The organism is Pseudomonas sp. JY-Q, assembly GCF_001655295.1.
GTDB lineage: Bacteria > Pseudomonadota > Gammaproteobacteria > Pseudomonadales > Pseudomonadaceae > Aquipseudomonas > Aquipseudomonas alloputida.
In genome coordinates this window covers 5,269,522-5,288,620 of the sequence record NZ_CP011525.1, presented here as the reverse complement: position 1 = coordinate 5,288,620, position 19,099 = coordinate 5,269,522, and the positions used below count along the sequence as shown (strand labels likewise).

Below are 19,099 nucleotides of genomic sequence, written 5' to 3'. Positions count from 1 at the left end.
CGGCGCTTTCGCGGGTAAACCCGCGCCTGCAAAGGATATGCGGTCCTTGTAGGAGCAGGTTTACCCGCGAGAGGGCCGGCACAGGCTGACAAACACCCAGGTACAAAAAAACGCCCCGAGGGGCGTTTTTGCGTTTCAGGCCGTCTTAGGCGTAATGCTTGGCCGCCGGGCTGCTTTCTGCCAGGTCCAGGGCCGCGTCGTTATCGGCACTGATCTTGTGGTACAGCGCAGCATCGGTTGCCAGGGTCTTCTCGCGAGCCGGGAAGATTTCCTTGAGCTTGGCAGCCCAGGCGCCCTTGGCCTGCTCGGGGAAGCAACGCTCGATCAGTTCCAGCATGATCGACACGGTCACCGAGGCACCCGGCGATGCGCCGAGCAGTGCTGCCAGGCTGCCGTCCTGGGCCGAGACCAACTCGGTACCGAACTGCAGCACGCCGCCTTTTTTCGGGTCTTTCTTGATGATTTGCACGCGCTGACCCGCCACTTCCAGGCGCCAGTCCTCGGCCTTGGCCTGCGGATAGAAACGACGCAGGGCTTCCAGACGCTGCTCCATCGACTGCATCACTTCGCTGACCAGGTACTTGGTCAGGTCCATGTTGTCGCGGGCCACGGCCAGCATCGGGCCAATGTTGCCCATGCGCACCGACAGCGGCAGGTCCATCAGCGAGCCGTGCTTGAGGAACTTGGTGGTGAAACCGGCATACGGGCCGAACAGCAGCGAGGTCTTGCCGTCCACGACGCGGGTGTCCAGGTGCGGTACCGACATCGGCGGGGCGCCGACAGCGGCCTGGCTGTAGACCTTGGCCTGGTGCTGCTTGACGATTTCCGGGTTGTCGCAACGCAGCCACTGGCCGCTGACAGGGAAGCCGCCGAAACCTTTGCTTTCCGGGATGCCGGACAACTGCAGCAGCGGCAGGGCCGCGCCGCCGGCGCCGAGGAAGACGAAGCGGGCGTCGACCTCACGGCTGCCGCCGCTGTTGACGTCCTTGATGCTCACGGTCCAGCCGCTGCCGTTACGGCGCAGGCCGACCACCTTCTTGCTGTACTTGACCTGCGCGTCCGGCGAGTCGCCCAGCAGCTTGAGCAGCTTGTTGGTCAGTGCGCCGAAGTTGACGTCGGTGCCTTTGGCCACGCGGGTAGCGGCGATGTGCTGGTCGGCCGGGCGGCCAGGCATCATCAGCGGCATCCAGTCGTTCATCACGGCCTTGTCTTCGGTGTATTCCATCTCGGCGAAGGCGTGGTGCTGCTTGAGCAGCTCGAAGCGCTTCTTGAGGAAGGAAACACCCTTGTCACCCTCGACATAGCTCAGGTGCGGGACAGGGTTGATGAAGGCACGCGCCGAGCCGAAGTTGCCCTTCTTGCTCAGGTAGGCCCAGAACTGGCGCGAAACCTCGAACTGGGTGTTGATGTGCACGGCCTTCTTGATGTCGATGCTGCCATCGGCGGCCTGCGGCGTATAGTTCAGCTCGCACAGGCCGGCGTGGCCGGTGCCTGCGTTGTTCCAGGGGTTGGAGCTTTCCGCGGCCCCGGAGTCCATCGCCTCGACGACCTCAAGCTTCAGGGTCGGGTCAAGCTCCTTGAGCAGTACGGCCAGGGTGGCACTCATGATGCCCGCGCCTACCAGTACCACATCAACCGATTCGTTCTGCGCCATTTAACGCGTCTCCACAATCTACAGCTACCTAATTGACAGCATAGGACCTGGGTTTGCCAGGGTCGCCATGTCCGACTTTTCGCAGTTCTTGCAACTTCCGCGGACACCGCCAATCAGTCTTCGGGTTCGTGTATTGAACGCCGTTTGCCACAGGTGCGGCAATTCGACTTATGGTCAAGGTGTCGTGCGTGCGTTATGGAACGGTTCAGACACTCATACGGGATGAGCGCATCTGCCGCCTGTTCAGGGCTGTTCGGGACACATCTGCCGCTTTTGCACATGCCAGACTGTTCATTTGCTCGCCACACTCTTGTGAAGTTGTGAAAACCGTTTTTTCACGCTCTTTTGGAGACGTGAACCTCAAAAGGGGACTGCGCGATGGCAACCCGCAGGTTCATGCAGTGTGAAGGGCCGGAAAAAGCAGGCACGACAGCCGATGCAAGACCTGAGTGGAAGGCTCTCTGTGGGCGAGGCGGTGAAGTTGCCGGGGTCAATCGGCGAATGCGGGGCCCGATCAGGAGACGTCCTTATAATCGGGGGGAGATTATAGCGATGTCGCGGGCAGAAATGTCGCCATTCGTGGTTTTTATTGCAGCGTTTGTCAGGCAGCGAGGAGGCGTTGGTGCCAACGGCGCTTTGCACGGGCGCAAACCCGGGCTTCGGCGGGCAGTTCGCGCCCCAGCCAGGCCAGCTGAATTTCGCTGATCTGCACCCAGTCGATGCCCCGTGGTGCCTGGCTGCATTGCTTGAAGGCCAGGCATTTGCCATCAGCGTCAAGGCGGGCATAAGCGTTGTGACGCGGCCGTTTGAAGAGCTGAGTCCAGAGCGAGGTCATGGCGGCGAGTCCTTTGCGTTAGGGCTTGGCGCAAGGATAAGGGTGTGGCGATGAAACGATTGTGACAAGCGGATCGGGCCGATGACTGGTCTGTGCCTGGCTAGGTATACTGTGGGCCTTTGCCGCATTTTCTGGAGAAACGCGCATGTTGCAACGTCTGTTGTTCGGTTTGATCGCCGTGGCCAGCCTTAGCCTGGTCGGTTGTGCCCACAGCCCGCAACAACTCAACCCGCAACCCACGCTCAAGGCCCAGCTGGCCCCGGTCGGCCATGGCCAGCCGGTGGTGGTCCGGGTAGTTGATGGCCGGCCTTCGCCGTCCCTGGGTACCCGCGGTGGCATGTACCCCGAGACCAGCACCATCAGCGTCAGCGGTAACGACGTGGTGCCCAAGCTGCAGGCTCAGGCTGAAGCTGCTGTGCGCCTGCTCGGCTTCACCCCGACCCCGAACGCCTACAATGCGCCGCAGCTGACCGTCACCCTGGCCGAGCTGAAGTACCAGTCGCCGAAAGACAACCTTTACGTGACCGAGGCCACCATCGGCGCCACCTTCCGCGCTGATGTGACCAATGGCGGCCGCCGTTACAGCGGCCGTTATGGCGCTTCGCTGGACCAGCGTTTCGGCATGGCGCCAAATCAGGACACCAACACCCAGCTGGTGGGCGATGTGCTGAGCGATGCCCTGACCCGCCTGTTCAAGGACCCGAGCATCGGGCAGGTGCTGGGTCAGTAAGCTTCAGGTTGTGTCAGAAAACCCGCTGCCTGAGTGACAGGCAGCGGGTTTTTTGTTGTCTGGACGGCACAGATTTACGCCGCTTCTATGTGGAAATCCAGCAAGCTGAACCCTGTGCCTGCATCCACTTCGGGCAAGTCCTCATGCACATGTCCGCCAAGCGCACAGTAGACCAGCCACTGGCGGTCCTGCACATTGATGGCAAAACCATCGATCAGCGCCTGTTGTTCATCGCTCTGGGCAACGAGGTAGAGGCGGTCCTGGTTTTCGGCGTGCAACATGAAAAAGCTCCGGGTCATCAAAAGGTCGACAGGGTCGCCTGTATTGATGACGAGCGGATGACAGATGAAATTTAACGACAGTTTGTCGCCAAGGCCGGGCGCCATGGTGCGACTTGGGTAGAATGCTGGCCTTTGCCACTGCTCACACCGAGGTTGCGTGATGTCCTTGCAAGTGCTCTGGGGGTTCCTGGCCACCCATCCCACCAAGCTGATCAACCTGCTGGCGCTGCTGCTGACCTGCCCGGGCGGTTTGCTGCTGCACAGTGCGCGGCGGCGCGAGGCCGAAACCCGCGCGTACATGGCAGTAGACGAGGGGGTAGTGGACGCCTTCGAGCTTCGTGTGCCGAAATACTTCTACATCCTGGGCTTTTCGTGCCTGGCGATGGCGCTGCTGCTGTCCTGGTTCAGCACCTGGATCTAAGAACCATCGGGGCCGCGTTGCGGCCCAATCGCGACACAAGGCCGCTCCCACAAGGGTGGACGCAATTCCCTGTGGGAGCGGCCTTGTGTCGCGATTGGGCTGCAACGCAGCCCCCGGGATCAATCAGGCGACCGGCGTCTGCTGCCGGACCTGGTACTGGTTGCGCACCGGCGTCGCATACTGCAACACCAGGTACGGCCGCTGCTCTTGCGGGCAGGCATCCAGACGCCGTTGCCATTCTTCCTTGGCCTTGGCCAGCTCATCCGCCGGGAACACTTTCTCGGCGCTTGGCACCTGCAGGGCTTCGTCCTTGCCTTCCCACATCGCATACGCCAGGTAATGCACCGGGAACAGTCGGTAGCCCCCCAGAATCTGCCGGTCGATCTCTGCCGCCAGCTGTTTTGTGTCTTCGTGGTACTCGGTGACCGGCGGCGCGAAGTTGATGTGGACTCGGCCCTTGTAGCCGGTAATGCCTTTGGCAATGCTGTTGTCATCTTCGCCCGGCGCCTTCTTGTAGGTGCCGGTTGTGGCGCGGATGTACAGCTCGCGGGCCTTGGCCTGGTCGCACGGGTCGTATTCGTAGCTGATCGACACCGGGGTCAGGTTCAGGCTCTGGATAACCGCACCGAACGGCTCGTCCTTGCGGCTCATGTGGAACATCTTGAGGATCGCCGAGTCGGTACGGTCGTCACCGTCCTTGGCCCGACCTTCGGCCTGGGCAATCCAGATCGAGGTGGCATCGTTGCGGATCGAGTGGTTGATGTAGGCCGATAGCAGTTGGTAGGCAGCCAGTTTTTCGCGCCGCCCGCTGATCGAACGGTGCACGATGAAGCTCTTGTTCAGGCGCATCATGTCGCTGACAAAGGGCTTTTGCAGCAGGTTGTCGCCAATGGCGATGCGCGGCGTGGGCAGGCCGGCGTGGTACACGGCATAGTTGACGAAGGCCGGGTCCATGACGATATCGCGGTGGTTGGCCAGGAACAGGTAGGCGGTGCCTGCCTTGAGCTGTTCCACACCCGAATAGGTGACGCCGTCGGTGGCGCGATCGATGGTCTGGTCGACGTAGTACTCGACTTTGTCCTGCAGGGTCGAGACACAGGTAACGCCGGCGAATTCCTTGCGCAGGCGGCGTGCGATCAAGGGCTTGAGCAACCAGCCGAGAGCACCGGCCGCACGCGGAAAGCGGAAGTGAGTGAGGATATCGAGGAATGCCGGGTCGCTGAGCAGGCGTGCCAGAACGGCAGGGACCTCAGCGTCGTCGTACGGTCGGATGGCATCGAATTCGCCCATCATGCTCTCTTGTTGGAAACGGCTAGGGTAATAAGGTAGGGACGGGCTCCGAAAAACGGCTCGGACGCACACAGACCCTGTAAACAGACCGGCAATTATACGCATAAGTCACTGCGGAGGCCGCGATGCTGGAAACCGACTTCTATGATTGCCCTTATTGTGGCGAACGTGTGGAAACTACCGTCGATCTGTCTGCGGGCGACCAGGTTTATACCGAGGATTGTCAGGTGTGCTGCCAGCCTGTGGTGTGCATTCTGCAGGTGCATGGTGACGAATGGATGCTTGAAGTCCGTCGCGAGGACGACGCCTGATGCAGCGCATCTACGAACCGGAAAGCCTGCTCGAGGCGCAAATGCTGGCAGGTATGCTTGCCAGCGAGGGGATCGATGTACACGTGGTCGGCCGTGACCTGCTCGGTGCCGCCGGCGAGCTGCCCTTGCAGGGCCTGCTGGGGCTTATCGTGGCTGATGAGCAGGCCGAATGCGCACGGCAGCTGATCGATGCGTACAATGATGCCCAGCCACTGGTTGGCGACGAACCGGAGCATGTCCCCGGTACCTTGATCTGCTAGGTTCTGAATTCGCCCATGTGTGGACGTTATGCCCTGTTTCGCTGGCCCCAGGCCCTTGCCAGTCTGCCGGGTTTTCCCGTCGGCCAGCCGGCCCAATGGAATATATCGCCAGGGGCGTCGGTGCTGATCCAGCGCCAGCTTGATGGCCAGCAGCAACTGGCCAAGGCGCGCTGGGGGTTGACCCCGGCCTGGCTCACCGACCTGTCCCGTACCCCCGCCCATGCCCGGGCCGAAACGCTGGCCGAGCAGCCGATGTTTCGCGATGCATTTCGCCAGCGTCGCTGCCTGATGCCGGCCAACGGCTTTTACGAATGGCGTGGCAACGTGCGCAAACGCCCGTTCTGGTTGACCCCGGGGGAGGGCGCGTCGCTGTATTTTGCGGCGGTGTGGGAGGCCTACCCGGTGCAGGACCAGGTATGGCTGAGTTGCGCGGTGGTGACCCAGGCGGCCATGAACCAGCGTCGGCCGCTGATACTGGACGAGGCCGGGCAGGCGGCCTGGCTCGACCCGGACACGCCGGTTACCCGCTTGCACGAGCTGCTGGCCAGCCCACCTGCGACGTTGCGTGAGCGGGCCCTGGCCAACTTCGTCAATGACCCGAAGCTGGATGCGCCGGAGTGTCTTACCCCGGCTTGATGGGGGGCTGTGCCGGCCCTTTCGCGGGCAAGCCCGCTCCTACAATGATCGTGTTACCCCTGCGGTAGGAGCGGGCAAGCCCGCTCCTACCCACGGTCGTGTTACCCCTGTAGGAGCGGGCTTGCCCGCGAAGAGGCCGGTACAGGCGACGAAAATCTTCCCTGCGGCTATGGCAGCCACTGGCGACTCGGCCTAGGATACGCCGCATGTGGATAGGGAGTGTTTTCATGCGTAAGTCTTTTGTCGTCAGCCTACTGAGTGCTGGCATCCTGCTGGCCGGCTGCCAGGCGGTGAATACCACCAGCGGCGGTGCTGTTGGCGTCGAGCGCCAGCAGTACATGTTCAGCATGCTCTCGACCGATGAGGTCAACCAGATGTACGCCCAGTCGTATCAGCAGACCTTGGGTGAAGCATCGAGCAAGGGTGTGCTCGACAAGTCCAGCGCCGATGCCAAGCGTGTGCAGGCCATTGCCAACCGCCTGATCGCCCAGGCGCCCAAATTCCGCCCGGATGCCGCGCAGTGGGACTGGCAAGTCAACGTGATCAAGAGTGACGAACTGAACGCCAACTGCGGCCCGGGCGGCAAGATCATCGTCTACACCGGGCTGATCGATCAGCTCAAGCTCACCGATGCGGAAATTGCCGCAGTGGTGGGGCACGAGATTGCCCACGCCTTGCGCGAGCATAGCCGCGAGGCCATGTCCAAGGCATACGGTGTGGAAATGGCTCGCCAGGGTGCCGGTGCCATCTTCGGGCTCGGCCAGAGCAGCATGGCCATGGCCGACACGGTGGTGAACTACGCCATGACCTTGCCCAACAGCCGGGCCAACGAAAACGAGGCCGACCTGATTGGCCTGGAGCTGTCGGCCCGTGCCGGCTACGACCCGAATGCCGCGATCACCTTGTGGAACAAGATGAGCAAGGCTTCCGAAGGTGCACCGCCTGAGTTCATGAGTACTCACCCGGCGTCCGCGAGCCGCATTGCTTCGCTGCAGGCGGCGATTCCGAAGGTGATGCCGCTGTATCAGGCTGCCGCCAAGCAGTAAATGCCTGAATCCTGGGGCTGCATGGCAGCCCCCCGGTTTTCCCTTTACCCAATCCAGCCACTGGCCTTCATTGCCGAATAGACGGCCACGATCGCCAGCACGAAGAACGCCGTTGCCGCCAGGCGGCGAATCAGCGTCAACGGCAGTTTGTCAGCCGCGAAGTTACCCGCCAGTACCACCGGCACGTTGGCAATCAACATACCCAGGGTAGTGCCGATAATGACCATGATCAGGTGCGGATACTGCGCAGCCAGCATCACGGTGGCGACCTGGGTCTTGTCACCGATTTCGGCCAGGAAGAACGCAATCAGTGTCGTCAGGAACGGCCCGAAACGGCGAGCCGGGTTCTCGTCGTCATCCATCTTGTCCGGTACCAGGGTCCACAGTGCGGTGGCGGTAAAGCTCGCGGCCAGGATCCAGTGCAGTGCCGAATCGCTGAAGAAGCTGCCGACCCAAGCCCCCACGGCACCGGCTGCGGCATGGTTGGCCAAGGTGGCGGCGATGATGCCGGCGATGATCGGCCAGGGTTTGCGGAAGCGGGCAGCGAGAATGAGTGCGAGCAGTTGCGTCTTGTCGCCGATCTCGGCCAGGGCAACGATAGCGGTGGGGACCAACAGTGATTCCAGCATCAGGATTCCTACGGGGGCGGGTCGACACGGCTATGACACGTACAGCCTCCCCGCCCCGGGTAAGGTGTGCGTGTCATAGGTCTTGTCAAACCCTCGATCCGTCTATGCGGATCTCGCCATGCAGGCGTGCATGGTGGGTCGCACGCGCCATGGTCTGTGGACCAAGTGTGTTGACGCGTACCGGGCGAGCTGGGTGCTCGCGAGAGACTACTCCCCTAGGACGGTGCGGATTCTGCCTAGACAAAACGCTTTCGGCAAGCGCTGTTTTTATCCGTGAGTGGCCTGGTAGATGCGGAAACCGTCGGCCTCGTCACGTACCTGGCAGTTGCCCAATGCCCCTTCGATCAGTGGCTGGTAACGCAGGAAACTGTTGGCCACCAAGCGCATTTCGCCACCTTTTCGCAGATGAACGGCGGATTTTTTCAGCAAGTTTTCCGAAGCCTGATAGTTGGTATGAACGCCGGTGTGGAATGGCGGGTTGCTCAGGATAAGGCTCAGTTCGGTAGGGGCGGCGTCGATGCCATCGCCGCTGATCACTTCGCCTTCCAGGCCGTTGGCAGCCAGCGTCAGGCGGCTGGCGGCCACGGCGAAGGCATCCACGTCCAGCAAGGTCACCCGGCTTTGTGGGTAACGGCGTTTGAGCGTGGCCCCCAGTACCCCGGCACCGCAGCCAAAGTCCAGCATGTGACCACCGGGCAGGCCGTCAAGATGCTTCAGGAGCAGGGCCGTACCTCGGTCGAGTCGGCCATGGCTGAATACCCCAGGCAGGCTGACCACCTGCAGCGGGCCGTCTTCCAGGGCCAGCTCGAAGCGCTCGGCCAGGCTTTCCAGCGGTTTTGCCTGCGGCGCCTGGTCGATGGTCACTTGCCACAGCTGGCAGTGCCGGGCGCTGTCGAGCTTGCGTGGCTTGCCAAAGGCCGCCAACTGCTTGGCCGCGCCCTCGATGCCACCGCGCTTCTCACCGACCAGGTACAGCTCGCGGCCAGCCAGGCGCGACGCCAGGGTGTTGAGCAGATAGGCGGCCAGCTCGCGGGATTTGGGCAGGAACAGCACGGCGCTTTCGAATGCTGCGGTAGGGGCCTCGACGCCGTAATGGCTGCGGCCTGCGAAGCGGCTTTCGAGCATGGCCTGATCGCCGGCATGCCAAGTCCAGGCCTGGGCCTGAGGCAACTGGCCGAGCAGGTCGTCGGCGGGGGCGCCGGCGATCAGCAGCGGCCCCTGAAACAGCTCTGCCTGGCGGAGCAACACTTCACTGCGCGGGTCCATGGACGACGTCTCCTGGAAAAAAGTGGCGCAGTGTAGCAGAGGCGGGCGCCTGGCTCAGCTGACCACGCGGCGTGGCTGCCCGGCGAAGAAGGCCTGGGCGTTCTCGCTGAGCTGGCCGACGATGCGCTGGCGCGACTCCACGGCACCCCAGGCGCTGTGCGGGGTGATGATCAGGCGCGGGATGCCGGGCTCCAGCAGCGGGTTACCGTTGACCGGCGGTTCCACGCTCAGCACGTCGGTGGCCACGCCGCCCAAGTGACCATCGCGCAGGGCATCGGCCAACGCCTGTTCGTCGATCAGGCCGCCACGGGCGGTGTTGACCACCAGTGCATTGGGCTTGAGCAGGGCCAGTTCGCGGGCGCCGAGCATATGCCGGGTGTGCTCGTTCAGCGGGCAGTGCAGGGTCAGGGCGTCGATTTGCGGCAGCAACTCGTCCAGCGGCAGCCGGTCGGCGCGCTCCGGGCGGCCAGGGATCTGCCCGCTCAATACGCGCATGCCGAAGGCTTCGGCCAGCCTCGCCACTGCGCTGCCCAGTTCGCCGTGGCCGAGCAGGCCGAGGGTTTTGCCCTCCAGTTCGACGATAGGAAAGTCCAGCAGGCAGAACTGGCTGGCCTTGGCCCACTGGCCTTCGGCCACCGCCTGGTTGTAGTCGCACAGCCGGGTGGCCAGGGCCAGCAGCAGGGCCAGGGTATGCTGGGCGACAGACGGCGTGCCGTAGCCCTGGCAGTTACACACGGTGATGCCCTGGGCGCGGGCGGCGGCCAGGTCGACATTGTTGGTGCCGGTGGCGGCCACCAGGATCAGCTTCAGTTGCGGGTTGGCGGCCAGGGTAGCGGCGTCGAGCATGACTTTGTTGCTGACCACTGCCACGGCGCCCTGCAAGCGTTCCGCGACCTGGTCCGGGCGGGTGGCGGCGAACAGTTCGAACTGGTCGAACTGCTGCTTCAGGGGCGAAAGGTCGAGGTCGCCAAGGTCCAGGGACTGGTGATCGAGAAACACGGCGCGACGCGGGCTGGGCATGAAGATCTCCGGTGGCAGGGGGGATAAGGGTGTTGTGGCCATTCGCGGGCATGCCCGCACCCACAAGGTCACCACAACCCTTGCAGGAGCGGGCTTGCCGGCGAAGAGGCCCTCGGCTTCAGCACAAACCTGAAGCCGCCGCCGCAGTGTCTAGCTCAACCTTGCTGCCCGTCAACGCCCGCCACTCATACCTCTGCCACGCAAATCATTCCTTCGGCTGATTTGGCCGTCACATTGGCGAACTACAGTAAACCCAGACTTGTCCGGCCCGCTTTTCAGAAAAGGGATCCCCATGTTGCAGACTCGCATCATCAAGCCCGCCGAGGGCGCCTATGCCTATCCATTGCTGATCAAGCGCCTGCTGATGTCCGGCAGTCGCTATGAAAAGACCCGCGAAATCGTCTACCGCGACCAGATGCGGCTGACGTATCCACAGCTCAACGAGCGCATTGCACGCCTGGCCAATGTGCTGACCGAGGCCGGGGTCAAGTCCGGTGATACCGTGGCAGTGATGGACTGGGACAGCCATCGCTACCTGGAATGCATGTTCGCCATCCCGATGATCGGCGCTGTGGTGCACACCATCAACGTGCGCCTGTCGCCGGAGCAGATCCTCTACACCATGAACCACGCCGAAGACCGCGTGGTGCTGGTCAACAGCGACTTCGTGGGCTTGTACCAGGCCATCGCCGGGCAGCTGACCACTGTCGACAAGACCTTGCTGCTGACCGATGGCCCGGACAAGACTGCCGACCTGCCCGACCTGGTCGGGGAGTATGAGCAGCTGCTGGCGGCGGCCAGCCCGCGCTACGACTTCCCGGACTTCGACGAGAACTCGGTGGCCACTACCTTCTATACCACTGGCACCACCGGTAACCCCAAGGGCGTGTATTTCAGCCACCGCCAGCTGGTGCTGCACACGCTGGCCGAGGCCTCGGTCACCGGCAGTATCGACAGCGTGCGCCTGTTGGGCAGCAACGACGTGTACATGCCCATCACCCCGATGTTCCACGTGCATGCCTGGGGCATCCCCTACGCCGCCACCATGCTTGGCATGAAGCAGGTGTACCCGGGCCGCTACGAGCCGGACATGCTGGTCAAGCTGTGGCGTGAAGAGAAGGTCACCTTCTCCCACTGCGTACCGACCATCCTGCAGATGCTGCTCAACTGCCCGAACGCACAGGGGCAGGACTTCGGCGGCTGGAAGATCATCATCGGCGGCAGTTCGCTCAACCGTTCGCTGTACCAGGCCGCCCTGGCGCGCGGCATTCAGCTGACCGCCGCGTATGGCATGTCGGAAACCTGCCCGCTGATCTCCGCAGCACACCTGAACGATGAACTGCAGGCCGGCAGCGAGGATGAGCGCGTCACCTACCGAATCAAGGCCGGTGTGCCGGTGCCGTTGGTCGAAGCGGCCATCGTCGACGGCGAAGGCAACTTCCTGCCCGCCGATGGTGAAACCCAGGGTGAGCTGGTACTGCGTGCGCCGTGGCTGACCATGGGCTACTTCAAGGAACCGGAGAAGAGCGAGGAGCTGTGGCTGGGTGGCTGGCTGCACACCGGTGACGTCGCCACCCTCGACGGCATGGGCTACATCGACATCCGCGACCGCATCAAGGATGTGATCAAGACCGGTGGCGAGTGGGTTTCCTCGCTCGACCTGGAAGACCTGATCAGCCGCCACCCGGCCGTGCGCGAAGTGGCGGTGGTGGGGGTGGCCGACCCGCAGTGGGGTGAGCGCCCGTTTGCCCTGCTGGTGGTACGTGACGGCCACGCTATCGACGCCAAGGCGCTGAAGGAACACCTCAAGCCATTCGTCGAGCAAGGTCATATCAACAAGTGGGCGATTCCAAGCCAGATCGCCGTTGTTACTGAAATTCCCAAGACCAGTGTCGGCAAGCTCGACAAGAAACGCATCCGCCAGGACATCGTCCAGTGGCAGGCCAGCAACAGCGCGTTCCTTTCCACGTTGTAACTGTTGTGCGGGTCGCGCACGTCAGAGCGTGACCCGCACGCTAGAGAGCCCGCCGCCTTGCCAAACGACAGAAATGCGCCATCCTTGAGCACTACCAGCCCGCAACCGGAGCAAAACTGCAGCGAGTTGGTGGCATGGAGCGCAAATCACACTTTAGAGGGATCAAGCGCCTGTGCCTGCTGGCTATAGTCGGGGCCAGGGGATTTTCAGGAATGGGGGAGGGCGACATGCGCAAGCTGTGTCGCCGCGGGTGCAAGCCTGCAAACCGGTCGCTCGGGCCGTTCTTGAAAGGACTCACTGCCATAACAAAAAAGTACATGGAGTAGCGTCGATGAAATCTGCAAACCTGTTCTGGCGCCGGGCCAAGCTGCCCTTGGCCGTCAGCCTTGCTTCCACGCTCGCAAGTCCTGCTTTCGCTGTCAGTTTCAACATTGGTGAAATCGAAGGCCAGTTCGACTCGTCGCTCTCCATCGGCGCCAGCTGGTCGACGGCCAACCCCAACAAGAACCTGATAGGGGTGAACAACGGCGGCAAGGGCCTGTCACAGACATCCGACGATGGCCACCTGAACTTTAAGAAGGGCGAAACCTTCTCCAAGATCTTCAAAGGCATTCATGACCTGGAGCTCAAGTACGGCGACACCGGTGTGTTCGTGCGCGGCAAGTACTGGTACGACTTCGAGCTGAAGGACGAACACCGCGAGTTCAAGGACATCAGCGACTCCAATCGCAAGGAAGGCGCCAAGTCGTCCGGCGCCGAGCTGCTCGACGCCTTTGTCTACCACAACTACTCCATCGGCGATCAGCCTGGCTCGGTGCGGTTTGGCAAACAGGTAGTGAGCTGGGGTGAAAGTACCTTCATCGGCGGCGGCATCAACTCGATCAACCCCATCGACGTGTCGGCGTTCCGCCGTCCCGGGGCCGAGATCAAGGAAGGCCTGATTCCGGTCAACATGTTCTATGTGTCGCAAAGCCTGACCGACAACCTGTCGGCCGAGGCCTTCTACCAGATCGAATGGGACCAGACGGTCGTCGACAACTGCGGCACCTTCTTCTCCCAGCCGGACATCATTGCCGATGGTTGCAGTGACAATCTGCGGGTGTTGAACAGTAGCAGGGCGTTGTCGCCCCAGGCGCTTGCCGGTTTGTCGGCATTTGGTGTGGACGTGAACAGCGAGGGTGTGAAAGTACCGCGTGGCGCCGACCGCGATGCGCGTGACAGCGGCCAGTTCGGCGTCGCGTTCCGCTACATGTTCGAGCCGCTGGATACCGAGTTCGGTGCCTACTTCATGAACTACCATAGCCGGGCACCGATCTTCAGTGCTACCGGGGCGCCGCAGGCGCTGTTCAACCTGGTGAACAACCCACTCGCGTCACCTGCGGTACGAGCGCTGGCGCCGTTGATCATTGCAGGCAACTCCCAGTACTTCGTCGAGTATCCGGAAGACATCCGTCTGTACGGGCTGAGCTTCTCCACCACATTGCCTACTGGCACGGCCTGGAGCGGCGAACTTAGCTACCGCCCTAACGCTCCAGTGCAACTCAACTCCACAGATATTCTGTTTGCCGGTGTAAGGCCGATCGATAGAGCGCCCTACAACAATGCCTCGGTGCTGACTGGCACTCCAGGACAAGACCTGCACGGCTACCGGCGCAAGGAGGTCACCCAGTTCCAGACTACCTTCACGCACTTCTTCGACCAGGTCATGGGTGCCAGCCGCCTTACCGTGGTCGGCGAAGTCGGCGTTACCCATGTGGGTGGGCTGGAAAGCAACAGCAAGGCGCGCTACGGGCGTGACCCGGTCTATGGCCCGGGCCCATTGCCAAACGGCACCTGCGCCACTCTCAACGGTGCCACCATCGTCGGTTCGGGGCTTGGCTCCTCAACCGCGAACCTTGATCGCAACTGCGAAAACGACGGCTTTACCACCTCGACTTCCTGGGGCTACCGCGCCCGTGCCATCTGGGACTACAACGACGTATTCGCCGGGGTCAACCTCAAACCAAGCGTGGCCTGGTCCCATGATGTCTCCGGCTACTCGCCCGGCCCTGGCGGCAACTTCGAGGAAGGCCGCAAGGCAGTCAGCCTGGGCCTGGACGCCGAGTACCAGAACACCTATACGGCGAGCCTGTCGTACACCAACTTCTTTGACGGCAAGTACACCACCGTGGATGACCGCGACTTCGTCGCCCTCAGCTTCGGCGTGAACTTCTAAGCATACAGATCCAGGACGACACGACATGAACAAGACCAGAAGTCTACTGCAAGCCGGTGTACTGGGCCTGTCCCTGCTGGCGACCAGCGTCATGGCTGCGGTATCCGCCGACGAGGCGGCCAAGCTGGGCAGCACCCTGACTCCGATGGGTGCTGAGAAGGCCGGCAACGCCGACGGCTCGATCGGCCCATGGGAGCCGCTGTCGAAGACCGCAGGCAGTGTTGACGGCAAGGGCTTCCTGTCCGACCCGTACGGCAGTGAAAAGCCGCTGTTCACCATCACTGCGCAAAACGCCGAGCAGTACAAGGACAAGCTTTCGCCGGGCCAGCTGGCCATGCTCAAGCGCTACCCGGACACCTTCAAGATCCCAGTATTCAAAACCCATCGCGGCTCCACGGTACCTGCGGACGTGTTCGCCGCCATCAAGAAAAACGCCACCCAGACCACGCTGACGGAAGGCGGCAACGGTTTGAACAACTTCAACACGGCGGTGCCGTTCCCGATCCCGAAAAGCGGTCTGGAAGTGATCTGGAACCACATCACCCGTTACCGAGGGGGCAGTGTCAGCCGCCTGGTGATCCAGGCCACGCCACAGCAGAACGGCTCTTTCAGCCCGGTTTACTTCTCCGACCAGTTCGTCTTCCGCGACAAGATGAAGGATTACGACCCGAACAACCCAGGCAACATCCTGTTCTACTTCAAGCAGGAAGTGACCGCGCCAGCGCGCCTGGCCGGGACCGTGCTGCTGGTGCACGAAACCCTCGACCAGGTGAAGGAGCCGCGCAAGGCGTGGATCTACAACGCCGGCCAGCGTCGCGTGCGCCAGGCGCCGCAAGTGTCGTATGACGGCCCGGGTACCGCCGCCGACGGCCTGCGTACCTCGGACAACCTGGACATGTTCAACGGTGCGCCAGACCGCTACGACTGGAAGCTGGAAGGCAAGAAGGAGCTGTACATCGCATCGAACGCCTTCAAACTGGATGATCCGAAGCTCAAGTATGCCGACATCATCAAGGCTGGGCACATCAACCAGGACCTGGCCCGTTACGAGTTGCGCCGCGTCTGGCACGTAGTCGCAACCCTCAAGCCAGGCCAGCGGCACATCTACGCCAAGCGTGATTTCTACATCGATGAGGACACCTGGCAGGCCGCAGTGATCGACCAGTACGACGGCCGTGGCCAACTGTGGCGCGTGTCCGAGGCCCATGCTCAGCCTTATTACAACGTGGAAGTGCCTTGGTACACCCTGGAAACCATCTACGACCTGCAGTCCGGTCGTTACCTGGCCCTGGGCATGAAGAACGAAGAGAAGCGCGCTTACGACTTTGGCTTCAGTGCCAGCAAGGCCGATTTCCAGCCTGCAGCGCTGCGTCAGTCGGGTATTCGCTAAGCTGAAATCACTGAACGCCGTGTGATCCCCAGAACGCCCCGGCTCGCCGGGGCGTTTCTATTTCCTGAGCCGGCCTCTTCGCGGGCGAACCCGCTCCTACAGGCTCCGCGCAGCCCTGTAGAAGCGGGTTCACCCACGAAGAGGCCGGACAACGCAATAAGCCGCCTGAATACCTCCCCAAACCCCCGCCCCAGCCCCTGTCCATCAGCCATGTTGCTTTTTGTCGCAGTCTTTTCCATGCCAATTGCGTCCATCATCTTCAAATGCGCAGCGTTAACGGCTAGTCTCGCAAACATCCATACCGCCGTTGTCTTCCAACCAGAACGAGCCGGCCATGACAGATCTGTCCCGTACGCATGGATTCGCGAGTCAGGCCCTTGGCCTGCGGGACGGGCGTTTCTTCCGGCCGCCGCTGCCGGATGGCCATGTGCAGCGCCTGCGTTTGTGCCAGCGGCTGGAAGCCGGTTTGGGCGGGCGGCTGCTGCTGGTCAATGCCCCGGCGGGTTTCGGCAAAAGCTCCCTGGCCATCGAGTTTTGCGAAACACTGCCCGAGCACTGGCGTAGCCTGTGGCTTGGCCTGAGCCAGCGGGACGCCGACCCTGGCCGCTTCCTTGAGCGCTTGCTTGAAGGCCTGCAGCAATACTGCCCGGCACTGGGCGGCCAGGCCATGGGCCTGCTGAAAATGCGCCAGCGCCATCAGCCGTTTGCCTTTGAAGAGTGGCTCGATGGCCTGCTCGATGAGCTGGCGCTGTACCTGCAAGCTGATACGCCGCTGCTGCTGGTACTGGACGACTATCACCTGGCCCAAGGGCCGGTGCTTGACCGTTGCCTGCAGTTCTTCCTCAATCATCTGCCACCCGGCCTGGTGTTGCTGGTGACCAGCCGCCAGCGGCCAGACTGGCACCTGGCGCGGCTGCGCCTGTCCCGGCAGTTGGTCGAGCTTAACGAACAGGACCTGCGCCTCACCGCGGATGAGTCGTTGGCAGTGATCGGTCGCCAGCCTACTGGCCTGCGCGGCCAGGCACTGGACAACCTGATCCAGCGCAGCGACGGCTGGGTCGCCGGGCTGCGTTTCTGGCAGCTGGCGGCCAGCGACAGCGCCGATGAGCAAGCCTTGCCCCAGGCGCTGCATGGTGGCGAGGGACTGATCCGCGACTACCTGCTTGAAGAAGTCATCGATAGGCTACCTGCAGACGTGCAGGCTTTCTTGTACGAAACCGCCTGCCAGGAGCGTTTCTGCGCTCCGCTTTGCGATGCGATGCGTGGCCGCCACGACAGTGCCGCCGTCCTGAGCTTCCTGCAGGCGCATCAGGTGTTCCTTGTGCCGCTGGACGAGCATGGGCACTGGTTCCGCTATCACCATTTGTTCTCCGACCTGCTGCGCAGCCGCCAGGCGAGCGAATCGCAGGTCGCTCTGCATTTGCGGGCCTGCCGCTGGTTTGAAGCTCAGGACCTGCTGGACGAGGCGGTGGAGCAGGCTTTGCGTGCCGGCCACCTCGATGTTGCCGCCGACCTGGTGCAAAGTCTGTCCGAGGAGCAACTGCTGGCCGAGCAGAACGTCGGCATGTTGCTGCGTTGGAAGATGGACCTGCCCGACAGTCTGTTGATCAGCACGCCGCGGCTGATCGTGCTGTACAGCTGGGCGTTGGGCCTGGCTTGCCAGCTGGATGCTGCCGAGGAACTGGCCGGTTACCTCAGTCGCTTTCTGCCCGCGCCTTCGGCGACCGCGCAAAAGTCGATGCTGGCCCAATGGCTGGCACTCAGTGGGGTCATTGCCCGTGGCCGTGGCGACCGCGAGCGCACCCTGGCCTATTGCGGCGAAGCGCTGCAGAGTCTGCCGAGCAAGCGCTACGGCCAACGCCTGGTGTGTTTGTCGACGCTGTCCAACCTGGCCATTGCCGATGGCGACTTCTGGCGGGCCCGAGGCTGGAACCGCGAGGCCCTGGAGCTGGCCCAGCGGGTCGGTAACCCCTTGTTCGAGGCGCTGGCGCATTACGACCGGGCGCGGGTGCTGCATGCCCGTGGCGAGGTGCTGCGCGCGCTGGACGAAGTGCGCCAGGGCCTGCAACGTCTGCAAGGGCTTTCGGCGCAGCGGCTGTATGCCGTGCGTGCGCGGCTGACGCTTTACGAAGGTTACCTGCTGGTCTCGCGTCTGCAGCCGGCTCAGGGCCGCGCACGTTTGCGCGCAGGGCTGGGTGAGGCGCGAGCGTGCCGGGACATCAGTGTGCTCATCGGCCATTGCGTGATTGCCACGCTCGATGGCCGGGAAGGTCACTTTGCCGAGGCCTTTGCCGAACTGGCCGAGGCCGAGCGCTTGATGCACATCTGGGATGTGCCCCCGGTCTACTACCTGGCCATGATTACCCTGGTCAAATGCGAACTGTGGCTGGCCCAGGGGCGTATCGACCTGGCGGAGTCCTGGCTGCAGCGCCTGGGCCAGACCTATGGCGGCGAGCAGCCGGCGGCGGCACCGGAATTCCATCCGCTGCTGCCGTTGCACATTGCGTTGCAGCAGGCATCGCTCGATCGCATCCAGTTGCGTAGCGACGATGCCGTGCAACGCCTGGCATGCCTGGTAAAGCGCGGCCAGGCCAGTGGCGGCATGATGCTCGCCGTCAGCGCCCTGTGCCAATGGCTCTCCCTGCTGTTGGACGAAGGCAAGGAAGGGCAGGCCGCGCAGTTGCTGCCAAGTTTGCTGGAAGCGGCGCATGGCGGTGTGATGCAGCCAATGCAGCCACTGCTGGAAAAACACCCGCAATGGCTTCATGAACAACTGCAGGCAGGTGCCGCTTGCCCGGTTCAGGCGGAACTGCTCAAGCACCTGCCGCCACTGCCAATTGCCAGTACGGGCAACGGCGAAGCGCTGAGTGGCCGCGAAATGGCTGTGCTCGAACTGATTGCCCAAGGCTGTTCCAATCAGCAGATCAGCGAGCAGCTGTTCATTTCCCTGCACACGGTGAAGACCCACGCCAGCCACATCAACAGCAAGTTGGGCGTGGAGCGGCGCACCCAGGCGGTGGCCAAGGCCAAATCCCTGGGGTTGCTGGCGTGATACTGGCCCTGCAGGTCATTGCTCGTTAAAGTGATGGCCTGAAGCCATAGTTTTTGGCCGACAATGCTCTACCCTCATCTTTCCCGAC

General features: G+C 62.5%; 17 protein-coding genes and 1 riboswitch. Of the genes, 10 read left to right on the top strand and 7 right to left on the bottom strand.

Annotated features, from left to right (window positions below; translation table 11 throughout):
- Window positions 1–145: 145 nt before the first annotated feature.
- Together mqo and AA098_RS23680 are read right to left on the bottom strand one after the other, a co-directional pair.
- Window positions 146–1,654: a malate dehydrogenase (quinone) gene (gene mqo / locus AA098_RS23685; protein WP_003247357.1), complete on the bottom strand. Its 1,509-nt coding sequence runs from the start codon at window positions 1,652–1,654 to the stop codon at window positions 146–148.
- A 601-nt stretch (window positions 1,655–2,255) separates the two neighbouring features.
- On the bottom strand, window positions 2,256–2,489 hold the full coding sequence (locus AA098_RS23680; protein WP_003247356.1) for a hypothetical protein: 234 nt from the start codon (window positions 2,487–2,489) through the stop codon (window positions 2,256–2,258).
- Between the two features lie 145 nt (window positions 2,490–2,634).
- Between AA098_RS23680 and AA098_RS23675 the strand changes: the two genes are divergently transcribed.
- Window positions 2,635–3,219, top strand: coding sequence for a YajG family lipoprotein (locus AA098_RS23675; protein WP_003247354.1), 585 nt, complete (start codon window positions 2,635–2,637; stop codon window positions 3,217–3,219).
- A gap of 74 nt (window positions 3,220–3,293) precedes the next feature.
- On the opposite strand, the gene AA098_RS23670 is transcribed toward AA098_RS23675, so the two are convergent.
- Entirely contained in the window at window positions 3,294–3,500 is a 207-nt protein-coding gene (locus AA098_RS23670; RefSeq protein ID WP_003247353.1) for a hypothetical protein, read from the bottom strand.
- 160 nt (window positions 3,501–3,660) lie between these two features.
- On the opposite strand from AA098_RS23670, the gene AA098_RS23665 reads away from it, so the two are divergent.
- Window positions 3,661–3,921, top strand: a complete 261-nt coding sequence (locus tag AA098_RS23665) for a hypothetical protein (RefSeq protein WP_060545814.1) — start codon at window positions 3,661–3,663, stop codon at window positions 3,919–3,921.
- Between the two features lie 123 nt (window positions 3,922–4,044).
- Here the strand turns inward: AA098_RS23665 and AA098_RS23660 are convergent, their stop codons facing one another.
- Complete coding sequence (locus AA098_RS23660; protein WP_003247351.1) at window positions 4,045–5,214, bottom strand: 1-acyl-sn-glycerol-3-phosphate acyltransferase; 1,170 nt, start codon at window positions 5,212–5,214, stop codon at window positions 4,045–4,047.
- A 122-nt stretch (window positions 5,215–5,336) separates the two neighbouring features.
- Here AA098_RS23660 and AA098_RS23655 point away from each other — a divergent pair, with 122 nt between their 5' ends.
- The 4 genes from AA098_RS23655 to AA098_RS23640 all read left to right on the top strand — a co-directional run bounded on the left by AA098_RS23655 (window position 5,337) and on the right by AA098_RS23640 (window position 7,464).
- Window positions 5,337–5,522, top strand: coding sequence for a CPXCG motif-containing cysteine-rich protein (locus tag AA098_RS23655; RefSeq protein ID WP_003247349.1), 186 nt, complete (start codon window positions 5,337–5,339; stop codon window positions 5,520–5,522).
- On the top strand, window positions 5,522–5,782 hold the full coding sequence (locus AA098_RS23650) for a putative signal transducing protein (RefSeq protein WP_003247348.1): 261 nt from the start codon (window positions 5,522–5,524) through the stop codon (window positions 5,780–5,782). The genes AA098_RS23655 and AA098_RS23650 overlap by 1 nt, the downstream gene beginning before the upstream one ends.
- Before the next feature lie 15 nt (window positions 5,783–5,797).
- Window positions 5,798–6,418: an SOS response-associated peptidase gene (locus AA098_RS23645; RefSeq protein WP_003247346.1), complete on the top strand. Its 621-nt coding sequence runs from the start codon at window positions 5,798–5,800 to the stop codon at window positions 6,416–6,418.
- 227 nt (window positions 6,419–6,645) lie between these two features.
- Complete coding sequence (locus AA098_RS23640; RefSeq protein ID WP_003247344.1) at window positions 6,646–7,464, top strand: M48 family metallopeptidase; 819 nt, start codon at window positions 6,646–6,648, stop codon at window positions 7,462–7,464.
- Window positions 7,465–7,508: 44 nt separating this feature from the next.
- Here AA098_RS23640 and AA098_RS23635 read toward each other — a convergent pair whose 3' ends face one another.
- The 3 genes from AA098_RS23635 to AA098_RS23625 all read right to left on the bottom strand — a co-directional run bounded on the left by AA098_RS23635 (window position 7,509) and on the right by AA098_RS23625 (window position 10,379).
- Window positions 7,509–8,093, bottom strand: a complete 585-nt coding sequence (locus AA098_RS23635; RefSeq protein ID WP_003247342.1) for a TMEM165/GDT1 family protein — start codon at window positions 8,091–8,093, stop codon at window positions 7,509–7,511.
- An 88-nt stretch (window positions 8,094–8,181) separates the two neighbouring features.
- A riboswitch (yybP-ykoY riboswitch) is annotated at window positions 8,182–8,321 on the bottom strand.
- Window positions 8,322–8,360: 39 nt separating this feature from the next.
- Complete coding sequence (locus tag AA098_RS23630) at window positions 8,361–9,359, bottom strand: class I SAM-dependent methyltransferase (protein WP_064615043.1); 999 nt, start codon at window positions 9,357–9,359, stop codon at window positions 8,361–8,363.
- 54 nt (window positions 9,360–9,413) lie between these two features.
- Window positions 9,414–10,379: a 2-hydroxyacid dehydrogenase gene (locus AA098_RS23625; RefSeq protein ID WP_060538627.1), complete on the bottom strand. Its 966-nt coding sequence runs from the start codon at window positions 10,377–10,379 to the stop codon at window positions 9,414–9,416.
- Between the two features lie 292 nt (window positions 10,380–10,671).
- On the opposite strand from AA098_RS23625, the gene AA098_RS23620 reads away from it, so the two are divergent.
- From AA098_RS23620 to AA098_RS23600, 4 genes are all read left to right on the top strand, one after another.
- Complete coding sequence (locus AA098_RS23620) at window positions 10,672–12,354, top strand: fatty acid--CoA ligase (RefSeq protein ID WP_054889366.1); 1,683 nt, start codon at window positions 10,672–10,674, stop codon at window positions 12,352–12,354.
- 331 nt (window positions 12,355–12,685) lie between these two features.
- A complete protein-coding gene (locus AA098_RS23615) occupies window positions 12,686–14,569 on the top strand; it encodes a DUF1302 domain-containing protein (RefSeq protein ID WP_064615042.1) in 1,884 nt (627 codons plus the stop codon).
- Window positions 14,570–14,594: 25 nt separating this feature from the next.
- Window positions 14,595–15,959: a DUF1329 domain-containing protein gene (locus AA098_RS23610; protein WP_003247334.1), complete on the top strand. Its 1,365-nt coding sequence runs from the start codon at window positions 14,595–14,597 to the stop codon at window positions 15,957–15,959.
- A 334-nt stretch (window positions 15,960–16,293) separates the two neighbouring features.
- Entirely contained in the window at window positions 16,294–19,011 is a 2,718-nt protein-coding gene (locus AA098_RS23600; protein ID WP_064615041.1) for a LuxR C-terminal-related transcriptional regulator, read from the top strand.
- Window positions 19,012–19,099 lie beyond the last annotated feature (88 nt).

Coding starts and splice junctions, on each gene's coding strand:
- mqo (WP_003247357.1), bottom strand. CDS start 1,654: ATGGCGCAGAACGAATCGGTTGATGTGGTACTGGTAGGCGCGGGCATC.
- AA098_RS23680 (WP_003247356.1), bottom strand. CDS start 2,489: ATGACCTCGCTCTGGACTCAGCTCTTCAAACGGCCGCGTCACAACGCT.
- AA098_RS23675 (WP_003247354.1), top strand. CDS start 2,635: ATGTTGCAACGTCTGTTGTTCGGTTTGATCGCCGTGGCCAGCCTTAGC.
- AA098_RS23670 (WP_003247353.1), bottom strand. CDS start 3,500: ATGTTGCACGCCGAAAACCAGGACCGCCTCTACCTCGTTGCCCAGAGC.
- AA098_RS23665 (WP_060545814.1), top strand. CDS start 3,661: ATGTCCTTGCAAGTGCTCTGGGGGTTCCTGGCCACCCATCCCACCAAG.
- AA098_RS23660 (WP_003247351.1), bottom strand. CDS start 5,214: ATGATGGGCGAATTCGATGCCATCCGACCGTACGACGACGCTGAGGTC.
- AA098_RS23655 (WP_003247349.1), top strand. CDS start 5,337: ATGCTGGAAACCGACTTCTATGATTGCCCTTATTGTGGCGAACGTGTG.
- AA098_RS23650 (WP_003247348.1), top strand. CDS start 5,522: ATGCAGCGCATCTACGAACCGGAAAGCCTGCTCGAGGCGCAAATGCTG.
- AA098_RS23645 (WP_003247346.1), top strand. CDS start 5,798: ATGTGTGGACGTTATGCCCTGTTTCGCTGGCCCCAGGCCCTTGCCAGT.
- AA098_RS23640 (WP_003247344.1), top strand. CDS start 6,646: ATGCGTAAGTCTTTTGTCGTCAGCCTACTGAGTGCTGGCATCCTGCTG.
- AA098_RS23635 (WP_003247342.1), bottom strand. CDS start 8,093: ATGCTGGAATCACTGTTGGTCCCCACCGCTATCGTTGCCCTGGCCGAG.
- AA098_RS23630 (WP_064615043.1), bottom strand. CDS start 9,359: ATGGACCCGCGCAGTGAAGTGTTGCTCCGCCAGGCAGAGCTGTTTCAG.
- AA098_RS23625 (WP_060538627.1), bottom strand. CDS start 10,379: ATGCCCAGCCCGCGTCGCGCCGTGTTTCTCGATCACCAGTCCCTGGAC.
- AA098_RS23620 (WP_054889366.1), top strand. CDS start 10,672: ATGTTGCAGACTCGCATCATCAAGCCCGCCGAGGGCGCCTATGCCTAT.
- AA098_RS23615 (WP_064615042.1), top strand. CDS start 12,686: ATGAAATCTGCAAACCTGTTCTGGCGCCGGGCCAAGCTGCCCTTGGCC.
- AA098_RS23610 (WP_003247334.1), top strand. CDS start 14,595: ATGAACAAGACCAGAAGTCTACTGCAAGCCGGTGTACTGGGCCTGTCC.
- AA098_RS23600 (WP_064615041.1), top strand. CDS start 16,294: ATGACAGATCTGTCCCGTACGCATGGATTCGCGAGTCAGGCCCTTGGC.